Below are 17,349 nucleotides of genomic sequence, written 5' to 3' on the forward strand. Positions count from 1 at the left end.
GAGGCGAAAAATTCACAGCAGGAACTACGCTTTGGTCAGGGTGACCGGTACGCTTTTATAGGCCGGAGTCAAACTTTGTGTATCTACCGCGTCCAACGAGAGCAGGACATTCGCTTCAGGTAGATACGCGCCAATTGAGCCCGCCGCCATGTTGTAAATCACCACCGTTAAGCCGTACATGATGCGATCCGCGCAGGGCTGACCGTTGTCGTCCAGCGCCTGAACGTTGACCACATCACCCTGGCTCAGACCGCGGCTCATCGCTTCTTCGGCGCTTAAAAACACCACATCCCGACGACCGGTAATGCCGCGATAGCGATCGTTCAGACCATAAATCGTGGTGTTGTACTGATCGTGGCTACGTAGCGTCGCCAGAACCAGCGCATCAGCAGGCTGATTTTCCCGCTCTACCGCCCGCTGATGGCTGACGATAAAGTTGGCTTTGCCATTTACCGTTCGCCATTCACGGCGCGATGCAGGGGTATCCATACGAAATCCGCCCGGTTCAGCAATACGCGCGTTGTAATCGTGGAACGCCGGGATCACGGCTTCAATGGCGTCACGGATCAACGCGTAGTCCCCGGTTAACGCTTCCCAGTTGATCGGCGAAAGAGGCAACGTGGCGCGTGCTATGCCCGCCACAATCGCGGGCTCTGATTTTAGCCAGCGGGAGGCCGGTTTCAGTGCCCCGCAGGACGCGTGGACCATCGACATCGAGTCTTCGACGGTCACCGACTGAATGCCCGTCGCCTGCAGATCGCGCTCGGTTCTGCCCAGCGCGGGGAGCAGGTAGTTATGTTTTGCCAGCAGCAGGTGCGATCTGTTCAGTTTGGTCGCAACGTGAACCTGCAGATCCAGCTTTTTCATCGCCGCAAAAGTACGCTGCGGCTGTGGCATCGCCACCGCCAGATTGCCGCCCATGCAGATGAGCGCTTTTGCATCGCCCCGCTCGATGGCGCGAATACTTTCCACGCTGGAGCGGCCATGTTTGCGCGGTACACGGATAGAAAAATACGTCTCAAGGCGTTGCAGGAAATCTTCTGATGCTGCCTCGTTGATCCCCACCGAACGGTCACCCTGCACGTTAGAATGACCGCGCAACGGGCAGATCCCCGCCCCAGGCTTACCTATATTGCCTTTCAGCAGCAACAGGTTTACCAGTTGCTGGACGTTCTCAGTGCCGTTTTTATGTTGGGTGATGCCCAGACCATAACAAACAATCGTGGCGCGGGATTTACTGTAACTGTGCGCCAGATCTTCCATCTGACTGCGCGTCAGTCCCGAGTCCTGTTCCAGCTCCGCCCAGCTACGCTGGCGTAAGTCATCATACAGCGCGGCATATCCGGCGGTGTGCTCATCGATAAACGCATGATCGAGCGTTGGCTGCTGATCCAGTAAGATCCGCGCTTCATCCATTTCGATCAGCGCCTTCATGATGCCTTTAAGCAGCGAGGCGTCACCGCCCATTTTGACCTGGTAGTAGTCGTGGCTCAGCGCCGTCGCCTGGCCGGTGAACATCTCTTTCGGACTTTGCGGAAAACTAAAGCGCTCAAGCCCTCTTTCGGTCAGCGGATTGATGGAGATAATCTTAGCCCCGCGTCTGGCAACATCGCGCAGCGTGGTGAGCATACGTGGATGGTTAGTGCCAGGGTTATGCCCGATACAAATCACCAGATCGCAGTGGTCAAAATCATCGAGTTCAACGGTTCCTTTTCCAAGGCCAATGGCCGGCGTTAGCCCTGCGCTGGTCGGTCCGTGGCACATGTTTGAGCAATCAGGGAAGTTGCTGCTGCCATATTCGCGGGCAAACAACTGATACAGGAACGCCGCCTCATTTGACGTTCTGCCAGAAGTGTAAAACTCAACCTGCTGGGCTGAATCATAACTGCGCAGACGCTCGCCGATTTCCTGGAAGGCGATATCCCAATCCACCGCCTGCCAGGTATCGGACGCTGCATCGTATTTCATTGGATGCGTCAAACGACCGATATTTTCCAGTTCATAATCGCTGTAGTGCCAGAGCGTAGAAACCGGATGACGGCTGAAAAATTCCGGTGACGCTTTCTTGCTGGTTGTCTCCCAGGAGACCGCCTTAACGCCATTTTCGCACAGCTCCATCGGTGCCCGATGGCCAGGGTCCGGCCATGCACAGCCCGGACAGTCGAACCCTTTCACCTGGTTCATTTTAAACATCGCGATAATGTCGCGGGCGACAGCCTTTTGCGAAAACAACGAAGCAGTGACGGCTTTTACCGCGCCCCACCCACCCGCCGGGCCCTGATAACCGCTTACTCCTGGAACACCCTTTTTCATTATTACTGCTTATTCACCGCCAATTTTTGATGGTGAATACGGTAGCAATTTCCGTCCAACATTGATTTCCTCTTCATGGAGTACGGGCCAGGTACAATGAACGGGTTAGATTTATCTTCCCCTTTCAGCACAAAACGGCATAAAGTCCCAATCTGTTAAATTGAGTTCTACCTGGCTGCTACACTGCATCAAACAACCACTCAGAAGGCAGGTCACTATGTCAGACAATACCTATCAGCCCGCGAAAGTCTGGACGTGGGAAAAATCGAACGGCGGCGCATTCGCCAATATCAATCGCCCTGTTTCCGGCGCTACACACGAGAAAACGCTGCCAGTTGGCAAGCATCCGCTGCAGCTCTATTCGTTGGGTACGCCAAACGGGCAGAAAGTGACAATTATGCTGGAGGAGCTGCTGGCGCAGGGCGTGAAGGGCGCGGAATACGATGCCTGGATCATCCGCATCGGCGATGGCGATCAGTTTTCCAGCGGCTTTGTGGAGGTGAATCCGAACTCGAAGATCCCGGCGCTACGCGATCACTCGCAAAACCCACCGGTTCGCGTATTCGAATCTGGCGCAATCCTGCTCTATCTGGCGGAAAAGTATGGCTATTTTCTGCCGCAGGATTTACCAAAACGCACCGAAACGCTGAACTGGTTATTCTGGCTACAAGGCGCAGCCCCATTCCTCGGCGGTGGCTTTGGCCACTTCTACAACTATGCGCCAGTGAAGATTGAGTACGCGATCAACCGCTTCACCATGGAAGCCAAACGCTTACTCGACGTGTTGGATAAACAGTTAGCACAGCATCAGTTTGTCGCCGGAGATGAATACACCATTGCCGATATGGCGGTCTGGCCATGGTTTGGCAATGTGGTTCTGGGTAACGTGTACGACGCGGCAGAGTTCCTTGATGCAGCAAGCTACAAGCACGTGCAGCGCTGGGCAAAAGAGATTGCGGCACGTCCGGCAGTAAAGCGGGGCCGTATTGTAAATCGCACTAACGGACCGCTGAACGAGCAGCTTCATGAACGCCATGACGCCAGCGACTTCGATACCAATACTGAAGATAAGCGACAGGCTTAAAATGCCTGATGGCGACGCCGGGGCGTCTTATCAGGCCTACAAAGACGCCCTGGCGTAGGCCGGATAAGGCGTTTGCGCCGCCATCCGGCATAAAATCAAGCGCTGGTGACGTCATACTCCATGCGGCGAAGTGCATCCAATGTGAATTTAGCTTCATCTTCATCAATGATGCTCATGGCGAACCCTACGTGCACCAGCACCCATTGCCCGACCAGTTCGGCAGGCTCGCCTTCACATATCAGGGCAATATTGACATCACGCTTGATGCCGCACACTTCAACCTGCGCAAGCTGGTGAATATCTTCACCAACGGCCAGAACCTGACCAGGGACTCCAATACACATATCTGACTCCGCCCCATAGCAACCTATGGGCTATTCGACTTCAATACTTTTCACTTTCAGTGAATCGCCAGCATCTACCCGCAGACGATCGCCCTGACAGAGAGGACACTGCGCATCATGCTGGGTGATCTCTACGACCTGACTGCAATCCCAGCACCACGCCTGGGCGGGTTTGTAATCAATATGCAGCTCACAACCCTGGGCCAGCGTCCCCTGACAGACGATGTCGAAACTGAAACGCACGGCGCTCTCTTCAACGCAGGAGAGCGCCCCGATTTCCAGCCAAACGCCGGTTACACGTTTGACACCGTGCTGCTCTGCCTGCTGTTGAACAATCTCAACCGCGCTCTGACAAAGGGACAGCTCATGCATTTTCGCAGTTCCGACGACCCAGCAGCAGCGCGCGGCGGTTGAGCTGCGGCGCATTTGGATCGCTTACCGGCAGCGATAACAGCATTCGTGCGCAATCGTCAGTCAGGCGCACACCTTCTTGCGCAGACATGCTGTGCGAAAGCGGCGACATCAGCGAACAGGAGAGGTATTGCGATACACCCTCCAGTTCACCCACGGTAAAGGTCATTTCGCCATACGGCAGACGCAACCCGATTTTTTCGCTGACTTTACGCACCGGCCAGACCTGATCCGGCCCGGGGAAAATCAGCGCGCTGAGCATCCAGGGTGTGATAACACACCCCGTCCACTGTCCTTCAAACAGCGTAAAATCAGAGACATATACCGGCATATTCGGATGCAGGAAAGAAAGATCGTGCATCGAACGCCGGGCAACCTCTTCAAACGCGGCCTGAATTTGCTGCTTCGGGGCTGTCTGAAAGCCTAAGAACTCCTCAGACATGTGCCTTCTCCCGTGGAATAGCTTCAACGCCAGACTCGCGCAGCGCGGCAAGAACCTGCTCAAGCGCAGGTTCAATCATCGCTTCGACCGTTGGCGTTAGCCCGATATGCGGCTCCAGCGATTCCGGAATAACGCCGACTAACGTCAGCTTTTTCGGAAACTCGCCGGTGAAACGCAGGGCCGACAAAACGTCGGCCAGGCCAAGCTGGTGCGGTGAGATTTTGTTGGTAAACAGCGCCGGGATCTCTTCATCCCGCAGAACCATCATCGTTCCTGGCGTGTTTTTCTTCGACACAATGGCGTCAGCAATGATCAGATGATCTCTGTTCGCCATATCGCCGAGAAGCTCCATCCCAGCCGTACCACCGTCCAGAACATCAACAAAGTCTGGCAGGATGTACCGTTGCTCTAATGCCTCAACGATACGTACTCCGATGGCTTCGTCGGTCAGCAAAATATTGCCAACCCCTAAGACTAATATCCGCATTACAGAACCTTAACTGAGACCACTTCGTTCCCGTCAACGTCCACCACATGCACCGCACATGACATACAAGGGTCGAAGGAGTGAATGGTACGAACCACTTCCAGCGGTTTGTTTGGATCGGCAATCGGCGTTCCTACCAGCGAGCGCTCATACGGTCCCACTTCATCATTAAAGTTACGTGGGCCAGAGTTCCAGGTTGACGGAACAACCGCCTGGTAGTTGCTGATAATGCCATCTTTAATCACCATCCAGTGAGACAGCATACCGCGCGGCGCTTCGAGGAAACCGACACCTTTGAATTCGCCCGTTGCCGGGATATCCGGTTTCACGAAGGTGGTGTGGTCGCCTTTACCGATGTTCACGATCAGCGCGTTGTACTGATCCTGCAGAACGTTCTGCAGTTCACAGCAGTGAACGGTACGGCCAATAATACGACCCAGCGTAGAGTGCAGCTGCGACACTTCGATAGTTTTACCGGTCAGCTTGGTGTAAATCGCGATGATTTCATTCAGCTTGGCATGGGTAGACTCGCGTTTGGCCGCCAGTTTACACAGCATGTTAGCCAGCGGACCCACTTCAACCGTTTTCCCGTAGAAGGTCGGCGCTTTAACCCAGGAGTACTTGCCGTCATCTGACCAACCGGTGTAATCAGGAACCGTTGTGCCTTCCCACGGAGCCTGCGGCGCTTCGTCTTTGTACCACGCGTGTTTCGCACTCTCCTGAATCCCTTTGATCAGATACTCATCGGAGTGAGAGGTGATCGGACGATAGGTCGACAGATCTTCATTAGTAATGTAACCACCCGGGAACAGGAAGCTGCCGTTTTTACCGTCAGTCGGAAATTCCGGCGCACTCAGATAGTTAACCGCGCCCTGACCACGCTCCAGCCACTCAGGATAGAATGCAGCAATAACCGCGGTATCTACCTTGTAAACCTGCTCAACGAAGTCGCTCAGCTTATCAATGAAAGACTTGATGTACATCAGGCGTTCAAGGTTCAGCACGCCAAGACCGTCGAGGTTAATCGGGTTAGCAACCCCACCTACCGCCAGGTTCTGGATGTGCGGCGTTTTACCGCCCAACAGCGCCACAACGCGGTTGGCATCACGCTGGCATTCCAGCGCCTGCAGATAGTGAGCGACCGCAATCAGGTTCACTTCCGGCGGCAGCTGCATTGCCGGGTGACCCCAGCAACCGTTAGCAAAAATGCCTAACTGACCGCTGGCAACAAGATCTTTGATCTTGTTCTGAACCTTGGTGAACTCTTCTGCGCTGTTCAGGTGCCAGGAGGACACGCCGTTCAGCATGGCAGATGCTTTCGCTGGATCGGCTTTCAGCGCAGAAGTGATATCCACCCAGTCCAGCGCAGACAGCTGATAGAAGTGAACAATATGGTCATGCGTGGTGTGCGCGGCCAGAATGATGTTACGGATGTACTGTGCGTTTACCGGAACATCAATATTCAGCGCGCTTTCAGCTGCACGAACGGAAGAGATAGCGTGAGTCGTGGTGCAAACACCACAAATACGCTGCACAATCATCCAGGCATCGCGCGGATCGCGATTTTTCACGATCTCTTCCATGCCGCGCCACATGGTACCGGAAGCCCATGCTTTAGATACCACGCCATTTTCGATTTCGCAGTCGATGCGTAAATGACCCTCAATACGGGTTACCGGATCAATAGTAATTCTCTGGCTCATGCTTTGCTCGCCTCATGACGATTTTGATCGTTTTGTTTTAAAGGAGGAAGTATCGGCAGTAGACGAATGAGTACGATGTATGCACAAATCTCAATAGCCACAAAACCAATAGAAATCAACAGTTCTTCCCAGGTCGGGAAGTAGTGGTAGCCACCACCAGGATTGAATGCCACCAGCGAGTAGGACAGACGCCATGTCGCACAACCCAGCAATGCGCTCAGCGCAGACAGATACAGCATGCGCGAGTCATTGCGCAGCTTAGTGACGCGCAGCACCACCAGCGGGAAGACCATCAGCACGACTTCAATCCAGAACATCACGGAGTAAAGATCGCCTGCAAACGCATACGACAGCTTGTCGCGGTAGATCAACTCGCCAAAGCGCAGGACCACGAAAATCGCCAGCAGCACGCTGATGGTATTCGTCAGCTTAATGAACAGACTTTTCTCGTCCGGACCGTTACCTTTCAGACCCGCTTGTACCAGTGAGCCTTCAAAAATGACGATCGAGAAGCCCATTATAAAGGCGGTTAATACCGAGAAAAGCGGCAACATTTCATAAGCTTGCCAGAGCGGATGTACTTTATAGCCCGCAGAAATCATCAATGAACCCATTGAAGACTGGTGCATGGTCGGCAGCAGCGCGCCGAGGGCAATAATAAAGAACATCACTTTATTCAAACGCTTGAGAGAAACTTTCCACCCCAGACGTTCAAACAGAGCTGGCGCAAATTCCAGCGCCATGATGCCGATATAGATGGTCATACAGACCGCCGTTTCGAACAGTACCGAGTTCACGTTGAAGTGACCCGGAATGTAGAAGTACGGCAGGTTCCAGTAACGACCGACGTCAATGGTGATCGACAAACCACCCAGCGAGTAACCAAACAGGCTTGCCAGCAACGCCGGACGTACCAGTGGATGGTATTGTCCTCTGTTGAAAACATACACCGCCCACGCCAGCGCCCAACCGCCGCACGCAAAGCCAGTACCAATCAACAGGTCAAACGCGATCCATACGCCCCACGGGAAACCGCCGTTCAGATCGGAGACTGAACCCAATCCTAAGACCAGACGTTTCACGATCAGGAGCATACACAGGACGATAAGCGGCCCAAAAATAATGACCGGTTTGCTGATTATTTTTCCGCCCAGCGGTTTAGGATCATGACTCATGATCGTCTCCTCCATCGTGATGGTCGTTTTTCGTGTTACGACGAACCAGCACGGTTAAGCCCGCCAGCGCAGCCAGGGGTAAAATCATGCCCTTGTACAGGGAATGTTGAACATGTTCGGAACGCGCACCGGTTGAAAGATCATCCAGTTTTGGCAGATCCAAATCCTCGTAAGGAACACCCGTCAGCACCATAACCTGCGTACCACCGCCTTCCTTTTCACCGTACAGGTGCGGATAGTACTTCGGTATCGTATGCAAATAAGTATCACCAGCGTTCACTGTCTGACGCGGATAGTGGTATTCGCTGCCAGGCTTCAGTGCGAGACGTTTTTTCGCCTCAGCCATCAGCTCTTCACGGGTACCAAAAATCACTGCACCGGCAGGACACACTTCAACACATCCCGGCAAACCGCCTTTGTCCAGACGTTCAACGCCTTTCTGGTTACACAGTTCACATTTATGAAGCGCACCAAACGGGTTGTTGTAGTCGTATTTAGGGACGTTGTACGGACAGGCGACCATGCAGTAACGGCAGCCGGTACAGACATCTTTGTCATAGTGGACGATGCCGGTTTTCGGGTCTTTCTTCAGCGCGGAGACCGGGCAAACGGAGACGCAGTTTGGATCGACACAGTGCATGCACTGTTTCTTAATGTATGCGTAACCATTTTCTTCCTGGTCTTTGTTAACGCCTGTTCCGCTACGCCACACCTGGATGATGTTGTTGGTGTACGGTGACAATTTGTCGTTGTTCGACCAGGTTTGCTCGCCTTCCGGGTTACGCGCCGGGAAGTTGATATCCTGACACTTGGTGACGCAGGCCTGGCAGCCTACGCACAGCGTCGAATCATAAAGCATCCCAAGAGAACCCGGGATCGGCGGACGGTTTTCTGCAGCCGCATGGCTGATGGACGGCGCGGCGCCCAACAGCAATGCCCCGCTGGAGGCTGCTTTAATAAAGTTACGTCTGTTCACGGTTATTCTCCCCGTGAGTCAGCGTTATCTTTCTTCTGCTGACGCCCCAGTTCACGTACCGCCATCACGCTGACGCCGGCAACCAGTCCTACTACGCCGCCAAGCAGCCCAATAGCCCCAGCTGAAATGTTGCCGCCTTCTTTCATGTTGACATCAGGCTTCTCTGAACGCGGGGTTTGGTTTTCCACATGGGCGAGTTGGTGAATGCCTTTATGGAAACCGACGCCTTCTTCGTTACAGCCGTAGCAAGGATGACCAATAGCTACCGGCCACACGCCGCCAACGTCGCAGAATTGCAATGTTGAGCAGTTGCCGTACGTTTCTGGCCCTTTACAGCCCAGATGATAGAGGCACCAACCTTCACGATGGCCTTCATCGCCGAACTCTTTAGCAAAACGACCGGCATCAAAGTGCGGGCGACGTTCGCAGTGTTCGTGAATCAAACGGCCATAGGCGAATGTCGGACGGTTTTTGGTATCCAGCTTCGGCGGCTTACCGTAAGTGATGATATGCGCGACCGTGGCGAGGAAGTTATGCGGGTTAGGCGGACAGCCTGGGATGTTGATGATGGTTTTGCCTGGCAGAACTTCTTGCAAGCCGACTGCACCCGTTGGGTTCACGCCAGCGGCAGCCACACCACCCCATGCGGCACAAGAGCCGATAGCGATGATAGCTGCTGCACCTTCGGCCGCTCTGCGGATGTGATCCACAATTGGCTCACCGGCAACCATGCAATAAATACCATTATCTTTTAGTGGTATAGAACCATCTACCACCAGAACATATTGCCCTTTGTACTTCTCCAGAGCGTTATGTTTGTTCTCTTCGACCTGGTGGCCAAAGGCGGCAGAGAGCACCTCATGATATTCAAGAGAGATAGTCTCCAGAACGAGGTTTTCCACTGTAGGGTGTGTCGCACGAAGCAGCGATTCAGTACAACCCGTACACTCCTGAGCACCAATCCAGATAACCGGCGGGCGCTGAGGACGAGAAACTGATTCGGCCATTTCTGCGGCGGCTTTGCTGCTGAGCCCCATAGTAGCGGCCAGTGCTGCACAAAGCTTCATGAAATCACGGCGATTGATGCCGTTCGAATTGATGAGAGAATTATCTCCAGTCATTTTATTGTTATTCCGTTGCGAAGACCTGGCTTTTATTTTGCACCATTCGCATGTTGCATATTGCGATCGGCGCGCCATTACCACACTTTTTATATGGTTATGTGCATTATAATACTTCGGCGGAGCAACAAAACGAAGGCGTAGGTCAATAGTGTAATTAATTAAAGCAAGATAATACCCCTTTTGGATCAAGCTTCGAGCCGATAGCCGGCCATGAAAAACCGAATTGTTGTACTCGACTGGTTCTCTTTGAAGAAATCCATCACCATCTCTTTATCCAGCCCGTAACGACGCGTCAGGATCCCCGCTTCCCATGCGCTGAGCTGTCGGTCACCCGTTTTTTCAAACATTCGATGTGAAAAACCCAGAACAAAACCGCGTTTATAATCTGAACAAAAATTCGCCACTGAACGAGCACTGTCCGCACTTGAGGCGTTCAATCCGGCCATCAGGCCCTTTCCAAAATGGTTGTCCATGCATAACCTCCAATCGCTATATAACAAATTATATAGCGATTTTTTAAGCAAAGGCCAGAGGTATCACGCACTTTTTTGTGCCAGATTAAAAGGACACCCACTCGTCCGTTTTAGGTGCTGCAGAGGTTCTGCTTTCTGTGGAAGGGGAAGCGGTATTGGCAGCGGCGTATTGCACATCATTCGCAGACAGGCGGAACTGTTGCACCGAGCGTTGTAGCTCTTCCGTTTGCCGTTCCAGCGCCACTGCCGCAGCGGATACTTGTTCTACCAACGCGGCATTCTGTTGCGTCACGCTGTCCATCTGAGTGATCGCAACACTAACCTGCGAGATACCTTTATTCTGCTCTTCAGAAGCAGAGGCAATTTGTTTCATGATAACGGTCACTTCGGTGGCACCGCGCAGAATCGCTTCCATGGTTAATCCCGTCTCTTTAACCAGACGAGCGCCCTGTTCGACACGACGCGACGATTCACCGATTAATGTCTCAATCTCTTTTGCCGCACCGGCGCTACGGCTGGCGAGATTACGTACTTCCCCTGCTACCACGGCAAAACCACGTCCCTGTTCACCAGCCCTGGCCGCTTCAACGGCGGCGTTGAGCGCCAGAATGTTGGTCTGGAAAGCAATGCTATTAATGACAGAGGTAATTTCTGCGATCTGTTTAGAACTGGCAGCAATACCGTCCATGGTGTCGACCACTTCAGAAACCAGGGTGCTTCCTTTACCTGCCGTTTCTGTTGCGGTATCGGCAAGCTGGCTGGCCTCACGCGCATTTTCGGCGTTAAGTTTTACCGTAGCGGTCAGTTGCTCCATGCTGGCAGCGGTCTCTTCCAGCGCCGCGGCCTGCTCCTCAGTACGGGAAGAGAGATCGTTATTGCCGGTAGAAATTTCCGTAGCGCCTCGCCAGATGTTGTCACTGCCTGAACGAATCGTACTTACGGCTTCACGCAGGCTGTCCTGCATTGCGCACAATAAAGGGACCAGTTGGCCCACGCAGTTACGCCCAAAATCTTCAATTGGATGGCTGAGATCGCCCTGGGCAATCTGGCGGAACTGCAAGCGAATGCGACCGAGAGGTTTCACCATCATGGTAACGAGGTAACGATCGGTGAAGAACAGGAGGGCAATCCCGAGGATAACGGCAGTAATAATCAGTGTCCGAATGATCGACGTTTTACCGTCTACCATGATACGCGTCGCATCAAGTCTCTTTCCGGCGGTGGTATTAAACAGCTCAGCGCTGGCACCAAATTCACGGCTCAGTGCGGGCGTAATCGTGCTGGCATGTTCCGAAAACGCCGTAAGCGAGCCCTGCTGCGCCAGCTGCATTTGCGGTATCACGCCTTTATCCAGCAAAGCTTGCCACTTGGCCAGCACTGCTGCTGAAATTTCCGGGTCCATCGGTCCTGGAGACAATGTTTTCATCTCCTGGAGCTTTTGGCTCAGATTATCCAGCGATTGCTGGGCAGGTGCAAAATCAGGCGTTTCACCACCAATTTTGACATCCACAGCACGGCTCAGGCGTGTCACAAAGCGAAAGTACTGATCGTTCCCCTGACTCAGTACCGTCATCTGTTTGACAAGATGACGGTCAATATCGTTGCCTTCTGATATTTTTGATAAAGCATGAAGACTGAATAAACCCACGCCCGACCAGAGCAGGCAAAAAAGTCCCAGTATCGCCAGCATGACAATACGAATAGTGAAGTTTTTCAGCAAATACATAATAATTTCCTTGCCATTGATGAGGAATTCGCCATCAGGCGATACTTCCCCTTGTTATCGGCAGGCAATGAAGAAGATATAATACGTTCTTTATTTTTTTACTTTTTTAAGTCTATCTATTATCCCTGCTGGTCATATCAATATGAATGTTAATGAAATTAGGTAGCATTATTATTCAGATAATTAACCTAAAGCTGTAAGTAATGCGTTGTTTTTCATAACAAATATTTATCAAACCAGGCAAGAGTGCGTTCCCAGGCTAAATCAGCAGCTGCTTTATCATAACGGGGTATCGAATCGTTATGAAAACCATGATTAACACCGGGATAGATATATGCTTGATAGATTTTCTTATTCACTTTGAGTGCAGCTTCATAAGCGGGCCAGCCTTCATTAATTCGTGTGTCTAGTTCTGCATAGTGTAATAATAAAGGCGCATTAATTTTAGGGACATCAGAAGCAGGAACCTGACGACCATAAAAGGGCACCGCACATGCCAGTTCAGGGAAAGCAACAGCCGCTGCATTCGCCACACCACCACCGTAGCAAAATCCGGTGATCCCCACCTTTCCTGTCGCCATCGAATAACGCTGCATAAACTCAATAGCGGCAAAAAAATCATTCATCAGCTTAACGGGATCAACCTGCTGCTGTAATTCCCGGCCTTTATCATCATTGCCGGGATAACCGCCCAGTGAACTTAATCCATCGGGTGCCAGCGCAATATAACCCGCCTTCGCCACCCGCCGTGCTACATCCTCAATATACGGATTCAGCCCACGATTCTCATGTACCACTACCACCGCCGGAACCTTCCCCGTCACCTTCGCGGGTTTCACCAGATAACCTCGCACATCACCATGCCCATCAGGCGATGGATAGGTAATGTATTCTGCCAGAATATCGGGATCGGTAAATTCTACCTGCGTTGCCAGGGCATAGTTCGGTTTCAGCAAATTGAATAGCGCCAGTGCCGTCATGCCACCTACCGCATATTTCGCCGCCAGATTCAGAAACTCGCGTTTCGTAATTTTGCCATGGGCGTAATAGTCATAGTAATCGAGTAACTCCTGCGGAAAGTCTTTAGCAGTCAGACGCGGCATGGTCGCACTCCTGAGTGATGTTTTTTTAAGCAAAGCACAGCGGTCTGTTTTTGCCCAGTTTTTCATCCCAATGTGACCTGGTGAACGGGATATTCACCACGAACCCGCTAGAATAGAAACGTTGTTTTGAAATTCACCTGCACTAAGGAGATCTCATGGCCTGGTTTGCCAATCCTGAACGTTATGAGCAAATGCTCTATCGCTACTGTGGGCGCAGCGGCTTGCGCCTGCCCGCGCTGTCGCTGGGTTTATGGCACAGTTTTGGACACGTTCACGCTCTGGATTCACAACGAGCACTGCTGCGAAAAGCATTTGATTTAGGGATCACTCATTTTGATTTAGCCAATAACTACGGGCCACCTCCGGGCAGTGCTGAAGAGAATTTTGGTCGATTGCTGCGCGAGGATTTTGCACAATATCGTGATGAATTGATCATCTCGACCAAAGCGGGTTACGACATGTGGCCGGGGCCTTACGGTTCTGGCGGCTCACGCAAGTATCTGCTGGCCAGCCTCGACCAGAGCCTCAAGCGCATGGGTCTCGACTACGTCGATATCTTCTATTCGCACCGCGTTGATGAAAATACGCCAATGGAAGAGACCGCTTCCGCGCTGGCCCATGCTGTGCAAAGTGGCAAAGCACTGTATGTCGGTATCTCATCTTATTCGCCAGAGCGCACGCAGAAGATGGCCGAACTGCTGCGGGAATGGAAAATTCCGCTGCTTATCCACCAGCCATCCTACAACCTGCTTAACCGCTGGGTAGACAGCAGCGGATTGCTGGATACGCTGGAATCCAACGGGATGGGCTGTATTGCCTTCACCCCGTTGGCGCAGGGGCTGCTGACAGGGAAATACCTCAACGGTATTCCTGATGGTTCCCGCATGCAGCGTGAAGGGAAAAAAGTCCGTGGGCTGACGGAAAATATGCTGACGGAAGCAAATCTTAACAGTCTGCGTTTGCTCAATGAGATGGCCCAACAACGTGGGCAGTCGATGGCGCAAATGGCGTTAAGCTGGCTACTAAAAGATAACCGGGTCACATCGGTATTAATTGGTGCCAGCCGACCTGAGCAGTTGGACGAGAACGTTCAGGCACTGGCAAACCTGACATTCAGCGCCGAAGAACTGGCACAGATTGATAAACATGTCGCGGACGGCAAGCTCAATCTGTGGCAGGCCTCATCAGACAAATAACGATCTGAACATTACGCCGGGTGTAGTCCTACCCGGCCTTAATGGCCTGCTGATGAGAGTGGCAAGTAAATCTCGCCTCACACCTCGTCCTCTTTAATCAACGGACGCTGGTATTCCGGCCATACCAGTGCGACAAGTGCAGGATAGGCTTCAAGGCTGAACTCCCTGAAGCACTGCCGCAAGTTAAGCACATCCAGATCGGCGTGCGGGACTTTCTCCCCGCTGAGGCAGCGCTTTTTAATATTGTCATAATACTTATAAACCGCAGAGTTAAGATCGCTACAGCGCCGCTGCGCGTCAAAGAGCCCGGGCGTTTCATTCAGCTCCACCATTGTCATCCTCTTGACTGTGGAGTGGATAAAATCAATATATTCGTGATTGACTCGCCAATACCATACCGGAGTAATCGAATTCATCAGGGCAGAAAAATGATCTTCTCCCTCTTCTTTACTTAGCATTTCCGGCTGGCGCTGTGCGTTAACATCTTCTGCATAACGGTTTTTATTTGCACTACGCATTAGCAAAAGTACCCCGCAGGTAAGCAATAGCAGGGTAATAACAGAATAAAATATACTGTTCATAGCGGGCTCCATTTTTTTTGATTTTAAAATTACCCCATGCTATTGTCAACGCGGCCTACCTTATTAAAAACATCATATTATTGGCAGCAAAGGATATTTCAACATGCTTCCCGAGCATCTTGTTCCCTCTCGTTTTCATTTATCCGCAACCCCGAACAATACAAATACCACAGAAAATAGTGAAAATTTGACTCAGGGAAAGATAAAACTAAGTGATTACGAATCAGAAATTTTGATTAGCTCCGCAGCTACCGGCCAGTCCCGGAATATGTTATTTGAAGAGTGCGATCGTCATTTAAAAGAGCGCCTTTTCCGCGCCGCAAAAATTGAGTCATTTACTCGTCTGCTCAATTCATTACAGGCGGAAGGCGACATTAATGCCCAGGAATTAAGTAAAATTTTGGCCAAAAAAACCACCATGATAAATGAACAAGGCAACAAAATTTGGCTTAATTTAATTACTCGCGAAACCAACGATCCTATTTTTTATTCTCTGGAAGAGAAATAAAATGAAAGATGTTGAAGATAATAATGTTTATTTGGCTTTAGATAACCACAAAAGCGATGAGTTTGTCTTAAAACAAAATCTGTCTGTGTTGATAGCCAATAAAAACACGACGCTGGAAAGCCTTGCTCAAGAGATGGTTTCTATACCCGCCGCACTGGTGCGGATGAAATGGCAAAATCGTCATGAAATCTACGCACTGCAAGCCAAAGAAGAGATTTACGGTGCCACTATCGAGGCCATCATCGCTCAGCAACCAGAATTGCGGGACAAAATAATGGCCCGTCTGGAAAGCACATACCAGCATCTGCTTGCACGTGAAACTGCCACACTGCGCCTGACCCGTAAGCTATCCGATGGGAACTACGAGCCCACAAAAATCACTACGGTGGCGTTGGACGAGAACAGATAAGGCAAAAGACTTGCGGAGGAGTGATATCAGGAGAAGCTTGCCGGGTAAGGTCAAACCTGTACCCGGCAACAAGGATTATTTGGCTTTCACGGTCTCTTCACCGACCAAACCAATCTTCAGATAGCCCGCCTGGTGCAACGTATCCATAACCTTCATCATAGTTTCGTAGTCGACGGTTTTATCTGCCCGGAAGAAGATGGTGGTGTCTTTCTTACCTTCAGTTAGCGCGTTTAACTCGTTAATCATCGTCTCATCGGTGACCTGATCGTTACCAATAAACATGGTGTTATCGGCTTTTACTGACAGGTAAACCGGTTTTTCCGGACGCGGTTGCGGCGTACTGGTGGATGCAGGGAGATTGACCTTCACATCCACGGTTGCCAGTGGCGCTGCCACCATAAAGATGATCAACAATACCAGCATGACGTCGATAAACGGCGTCACGTTGATGTCATGCATTTCACCGTTATCGTCCAGGTTTTCATTAAAGCTCATTGCCATGGAACATTATCCTACACGTAATTTCTGCGCAGCACGTACCGGGTGTGCAGACGCGCTTGCACTCAGGTCCAGGTCACGACTTTGCAGCAACAGTACCTGCGCCGCGACATCGCCCAGCATCGCTTTATAGCTGCCGATCTGACGAGCAAAAATGTTGTAGATAACAACAGCAGGGATTGCCGCGACCAGACCGATCGCGGTTGCTAACAGTGCTTCTGCAATACCTGGAGCAACAACAGCCAGGTTGGTGGTTTGGGTTTGTGCGATACCGATGAAGCTATTCATGATGCCCCATACTGTACCAAACAACCCGACAAATGGAGAGATAGCCCCGATGGTTGCCAGGTATCCATTACCCCGCCCCATCTGACGGCCAACGGCGGCAACGCGACGTTCCAGACGGAAACCGGTACGCTCTTTGATCCCTTCGTTGTCATCACTGCCTGCTGACAGTTCCAGCTCGTTCTGTGCTTCGTTAATCAACAGAGCGCCCAGGCTTTTGCCATCGAATCCAGCGGCAATCTCACTTGCCTGATCTAAAGAGCGGGCATCTGCCAGCATTTGCTGTTCACGCTTAAGACGGCGCTTCTGCGTAAAGAACTCAAGGCTCTTACTAAAGAAGATAGCCCAGGTGACCACTGACGCCAAAATCAGCCCAATCATCACGCACTTAACCACGATATCGGCGTGCTGATACATACCCCAGACGGAAAGGTCCGTCTGCATCAAATTATTACCCACTCTGTATCTCCAGGACGCAAATCACAAAATCTGAGCGTAATCATATCAAAAC

At 51.6% G+C, this 17,349-nt stretch carries 19 protein-coding genes; 4 read left to right on the top strand and 15 right to left on the bottom strand.

The window, feature by feature from the left end:
- Positions 1–24: 24 nt before the first annotated feature.
- Complete coding sequence (locus tag EHN13_RS11485) at positions 25–2,313, bottom strand: FdhF/YdeP family oxidoreductase (protein ID WP_124021415.1); 2,289 nt, start codon at positions 2,311–2,313, stop codon at positions 25–27.
- Between the two features lie 217 nt (positions 2,314–2,530).
- On the opposite strand from EHN13_RS11485, the gene yghU reads away from it, so the two are divergent.
- Positions 2,531–3,397 (top strand): glutathione-dependent disulfide-bond oxidoreductase, encoded by an 867-nt coding sequence (gene yghU / locus EHN13_RS11490; protein WP_048213215.1) that lies wholly within the window; start codon positions 2,531–2,533, stop codon positions 3,395–3,397.
- A 95-nt stretch (positions 3,398–3,492) separates the two neighbouring features.
- Here yghU and hybG read toward each other — a convergent pair whose 3' ends face one another.
- The 11 genes from hybG to yghX form a co-directional block, all read right to left on the bottom strand.
- On the bottom strand, positions 3,493–3,741 hold the full coding sequence (hybG, locus tag EHN13_RS11495; RefSeq protein WP_048213216.1) for a hydrogenase maturation factor HybG: 249 nt from the start codon (positions 3,739–3,741) through the stop codon (positions 3,493–3,495).
- 30 nt (positions 3,742–3,771) lie between these two features.
- Positions 3,772–4,113 carry a hydrogenase maturation nickel metallochaperone HypA gene (gene hypA, locus EHN13_RS11500; protein WP_003828349.1) on the bottom strand — a complete coding sequence of 114 codons (342 nt, stop codon included), beginning with the start codon at positions 4,111–4,113 and terminating at the stop codon, positions 3,772–3,774.
- On the bottom strand, positions 4,106–4,594 hold the full coding sequence (gene hybE, locus EHN13_RS11505) for a hydrogenase-2 assembly chaperone (protein ID WP_005123148.1): 489 nt from the start codon (positions 4,592–4,594) through the stop codon (positions 4,106–4,108). Before hybE ends, hypA begins: the two co-directional genes overlap by 8 nt.
- Positions 4,587–5,081 carry a HyaD/HybD family hydrogenase maturation endopeptidase gene (locus tag EHN13_RS11510; RefSeq protein WP_061068591.1) on the bottom strand — a complete coding sequence of 165 codons (495 nt, stop codon included), beginning with the start codon at positions 5,079–5,081 and terminating at the stop codon, positions 4,587–4,589. Before EHN13_RS11510 ends, hybE begins: the two co-directional genes overlap by 8 nt.
- Positions 5,081–6,784, bottom strand: a complete 1,704-nt coding sequence (gene hybC / locus EHN13_RS11515) for a hydrogenase 2 large subunit (protein ID WP_003024476.1) — start codon at positions 6,782–6,784, stop codon at positions 5,081–5,083. The genes EHN13_RS11510 and hybC overlap by 1 nt, the downstream gene beginning before the upstream one ends.
- The gene (gene hybB / locus EHN13_RS11520) at positions 6,781–7,959 is read right to left on the bottom strand and encodes a Ni/Fe-hydrogenase cytochrome b subunit (RefSeq protein WP_124021416.1); all 1,179 of its coding nucleotides are present in this window, start codon (positions 7,957–7,959) and stop codon (positions 6,781–6,783) included. Before hybB ends, hybC begins: the two co-directional genes overlap by 4 nt.
- Positions 7,949–8,935 carry a hydrogenase 2 operon protein HybA gene (gene hybA / locus EHN13_RS11525; protein ID WP_124021417.1) on the bottom strand — a complete coding sequence of 329 codons (987 nt, stop codon included), beginning with the start codon at positions 8,933–8,935 and terminating at the stop codon, positions 7,949–7,951. The genes hybB and hybA overlap by 11 nt, the downstream gene beginning before the upstream one ends.
- Before the next feature lie 2 nt (positions 8,936–8,937).
- A complete protein-coding gene (gene hybO / locus EHN13_RS11530; protein ID WP_016154493.1) occupies positions 8,938–10,056 on the bottom strand; it encodes a hydrogenase 2 small subunit in 1,119 nt (372 codons plus the stop codon).
- Between the two features lie 188 nt (positions 10,057–10,244).
- Entirely contained in the window at positions 10,245–10,532 is a 288-nt protein-coding gene (locus tag EHN13_RS11535; protein WP_048213218.1) for a DUF2623 family protein, read from the bottom strand.
- A gap of 85 nt (positions 10,533–10,617) precedes the next feature.
- Complete coding sequence (locus EHN13_RS11540) at positions 10,618–12,258, bottom strand: methyl-accepting chemotaxis protein (protein ID WP_115642838.1); 1,641 nt, start codon at positions 12,256–12,258, stop codon at positions 10,618–10,620.
- Between the two features lie 215 nt (positions 12,259–12,473).
- Entirely contained in the window at positions 12,474–13,361 is an 888-nt protein-coding gene (gene yghX / locus EHN13_RS11545) for a YghX family hydrolase (RefSeq protein WP_124021418.1), read from the bottom strand.
- A gap of 155 nt (positions 13,362–13,516) precedes the next feature.
- Between yghX and EHN13_RS11550 the strand changes: the two genes are divergently transcribed.
- A complete protein-coding gene (locus tag EHN13_RS11550; RefSeq protein ID WP_101742484.1) occupies positions 13,517–14,557 on the top strand; it encodes an aldo/keto reductase in 1,041 nt (346 codons plus the stop codon).
- Between the two features lie 77 nt (positions 14,558–14,634).
- Here EHN13_RS11550 and EHN13_RS11555 read toward each other — a convergent pair whose 3' ends face one another.
- Entirely contained in the window at positions 14,635–15,138 is a 504-nt protein-coding gene (locus tag EHN13_RS11555) for an ESA_00282 family adhesion-associated protein (protein WP_319026329.1), read from the bottom strand.
- Positions 15,139–15,241: 103 nt separating this feature from the next.
- Here EHN13_RS11555 and EHN13_RS11560 point away from each other — a divergent pair, with 103 nt between their 5' ends.
- On the top strand, positions 15,242–15,646 hold the full coding sequence (locus tag EHN13_RS11560) for a hypothetical protein (protein ID WP_048213222.1): 405 nt from the start codon (positions 15,242–15,244) through the stop codon (positions 15,644–15,646).
- A 1-nt stretch (position 15,647) separates the two neighbouring features.
- Positions 15,648–16,055: a hypothetical protein gene (locus EHN13_RS11565; protein ID WP_048213223.1), complete on the top strand. Its 408-nt coding sequence runs from the start codon at positions 15,648–15,650 to the stop codon at positions 16,053–16,055.
- Between the two features lie 75 nt (positions 16,056–16,130).
- On the opposite strand, the gene exbD is transcribed toward EHN13_RS11565, so the two are convergent.
- Both exbD and exbB read right to left on the bottom strand, forming a co-directional pair.
- Positions 16,131–16,556: a TonB system transport protein ExbD gene (exbD, locus tag EHN13_RS11570; RefSeq protein WP_048213224.1), complete on the bottom strand. Its 426-nt coding sequence runs from the start codon at positions 16,554–16,556 to the stop codon at positions 16,131–16,133.
- Positions 16,557–16,562: 6 nt separating this feature from the next.
- A complete protein-coding gene (exbB, locus tag EHN13_RS11575; RefSeq protein WP_048213225.1) occupies positions 16,563–17,297 on the bottom strand; it encodes a tol-pal system-associated acyl-CoA thioesterase in 735 nt (244 codons plus the stop codon).
- Positions 17,298–17,349 lie beyond the last annotated feature (52 nt).

It is taken from the genome of Citrobacter youngae, from assembly GCF_003818115.1.
Lineage (GTDB): Bacteria > Pseudomonadota > Gammaproteobacteria > Enterobacterales > Enterobacteriaceae > Citrobacter > Citrobacter youngae.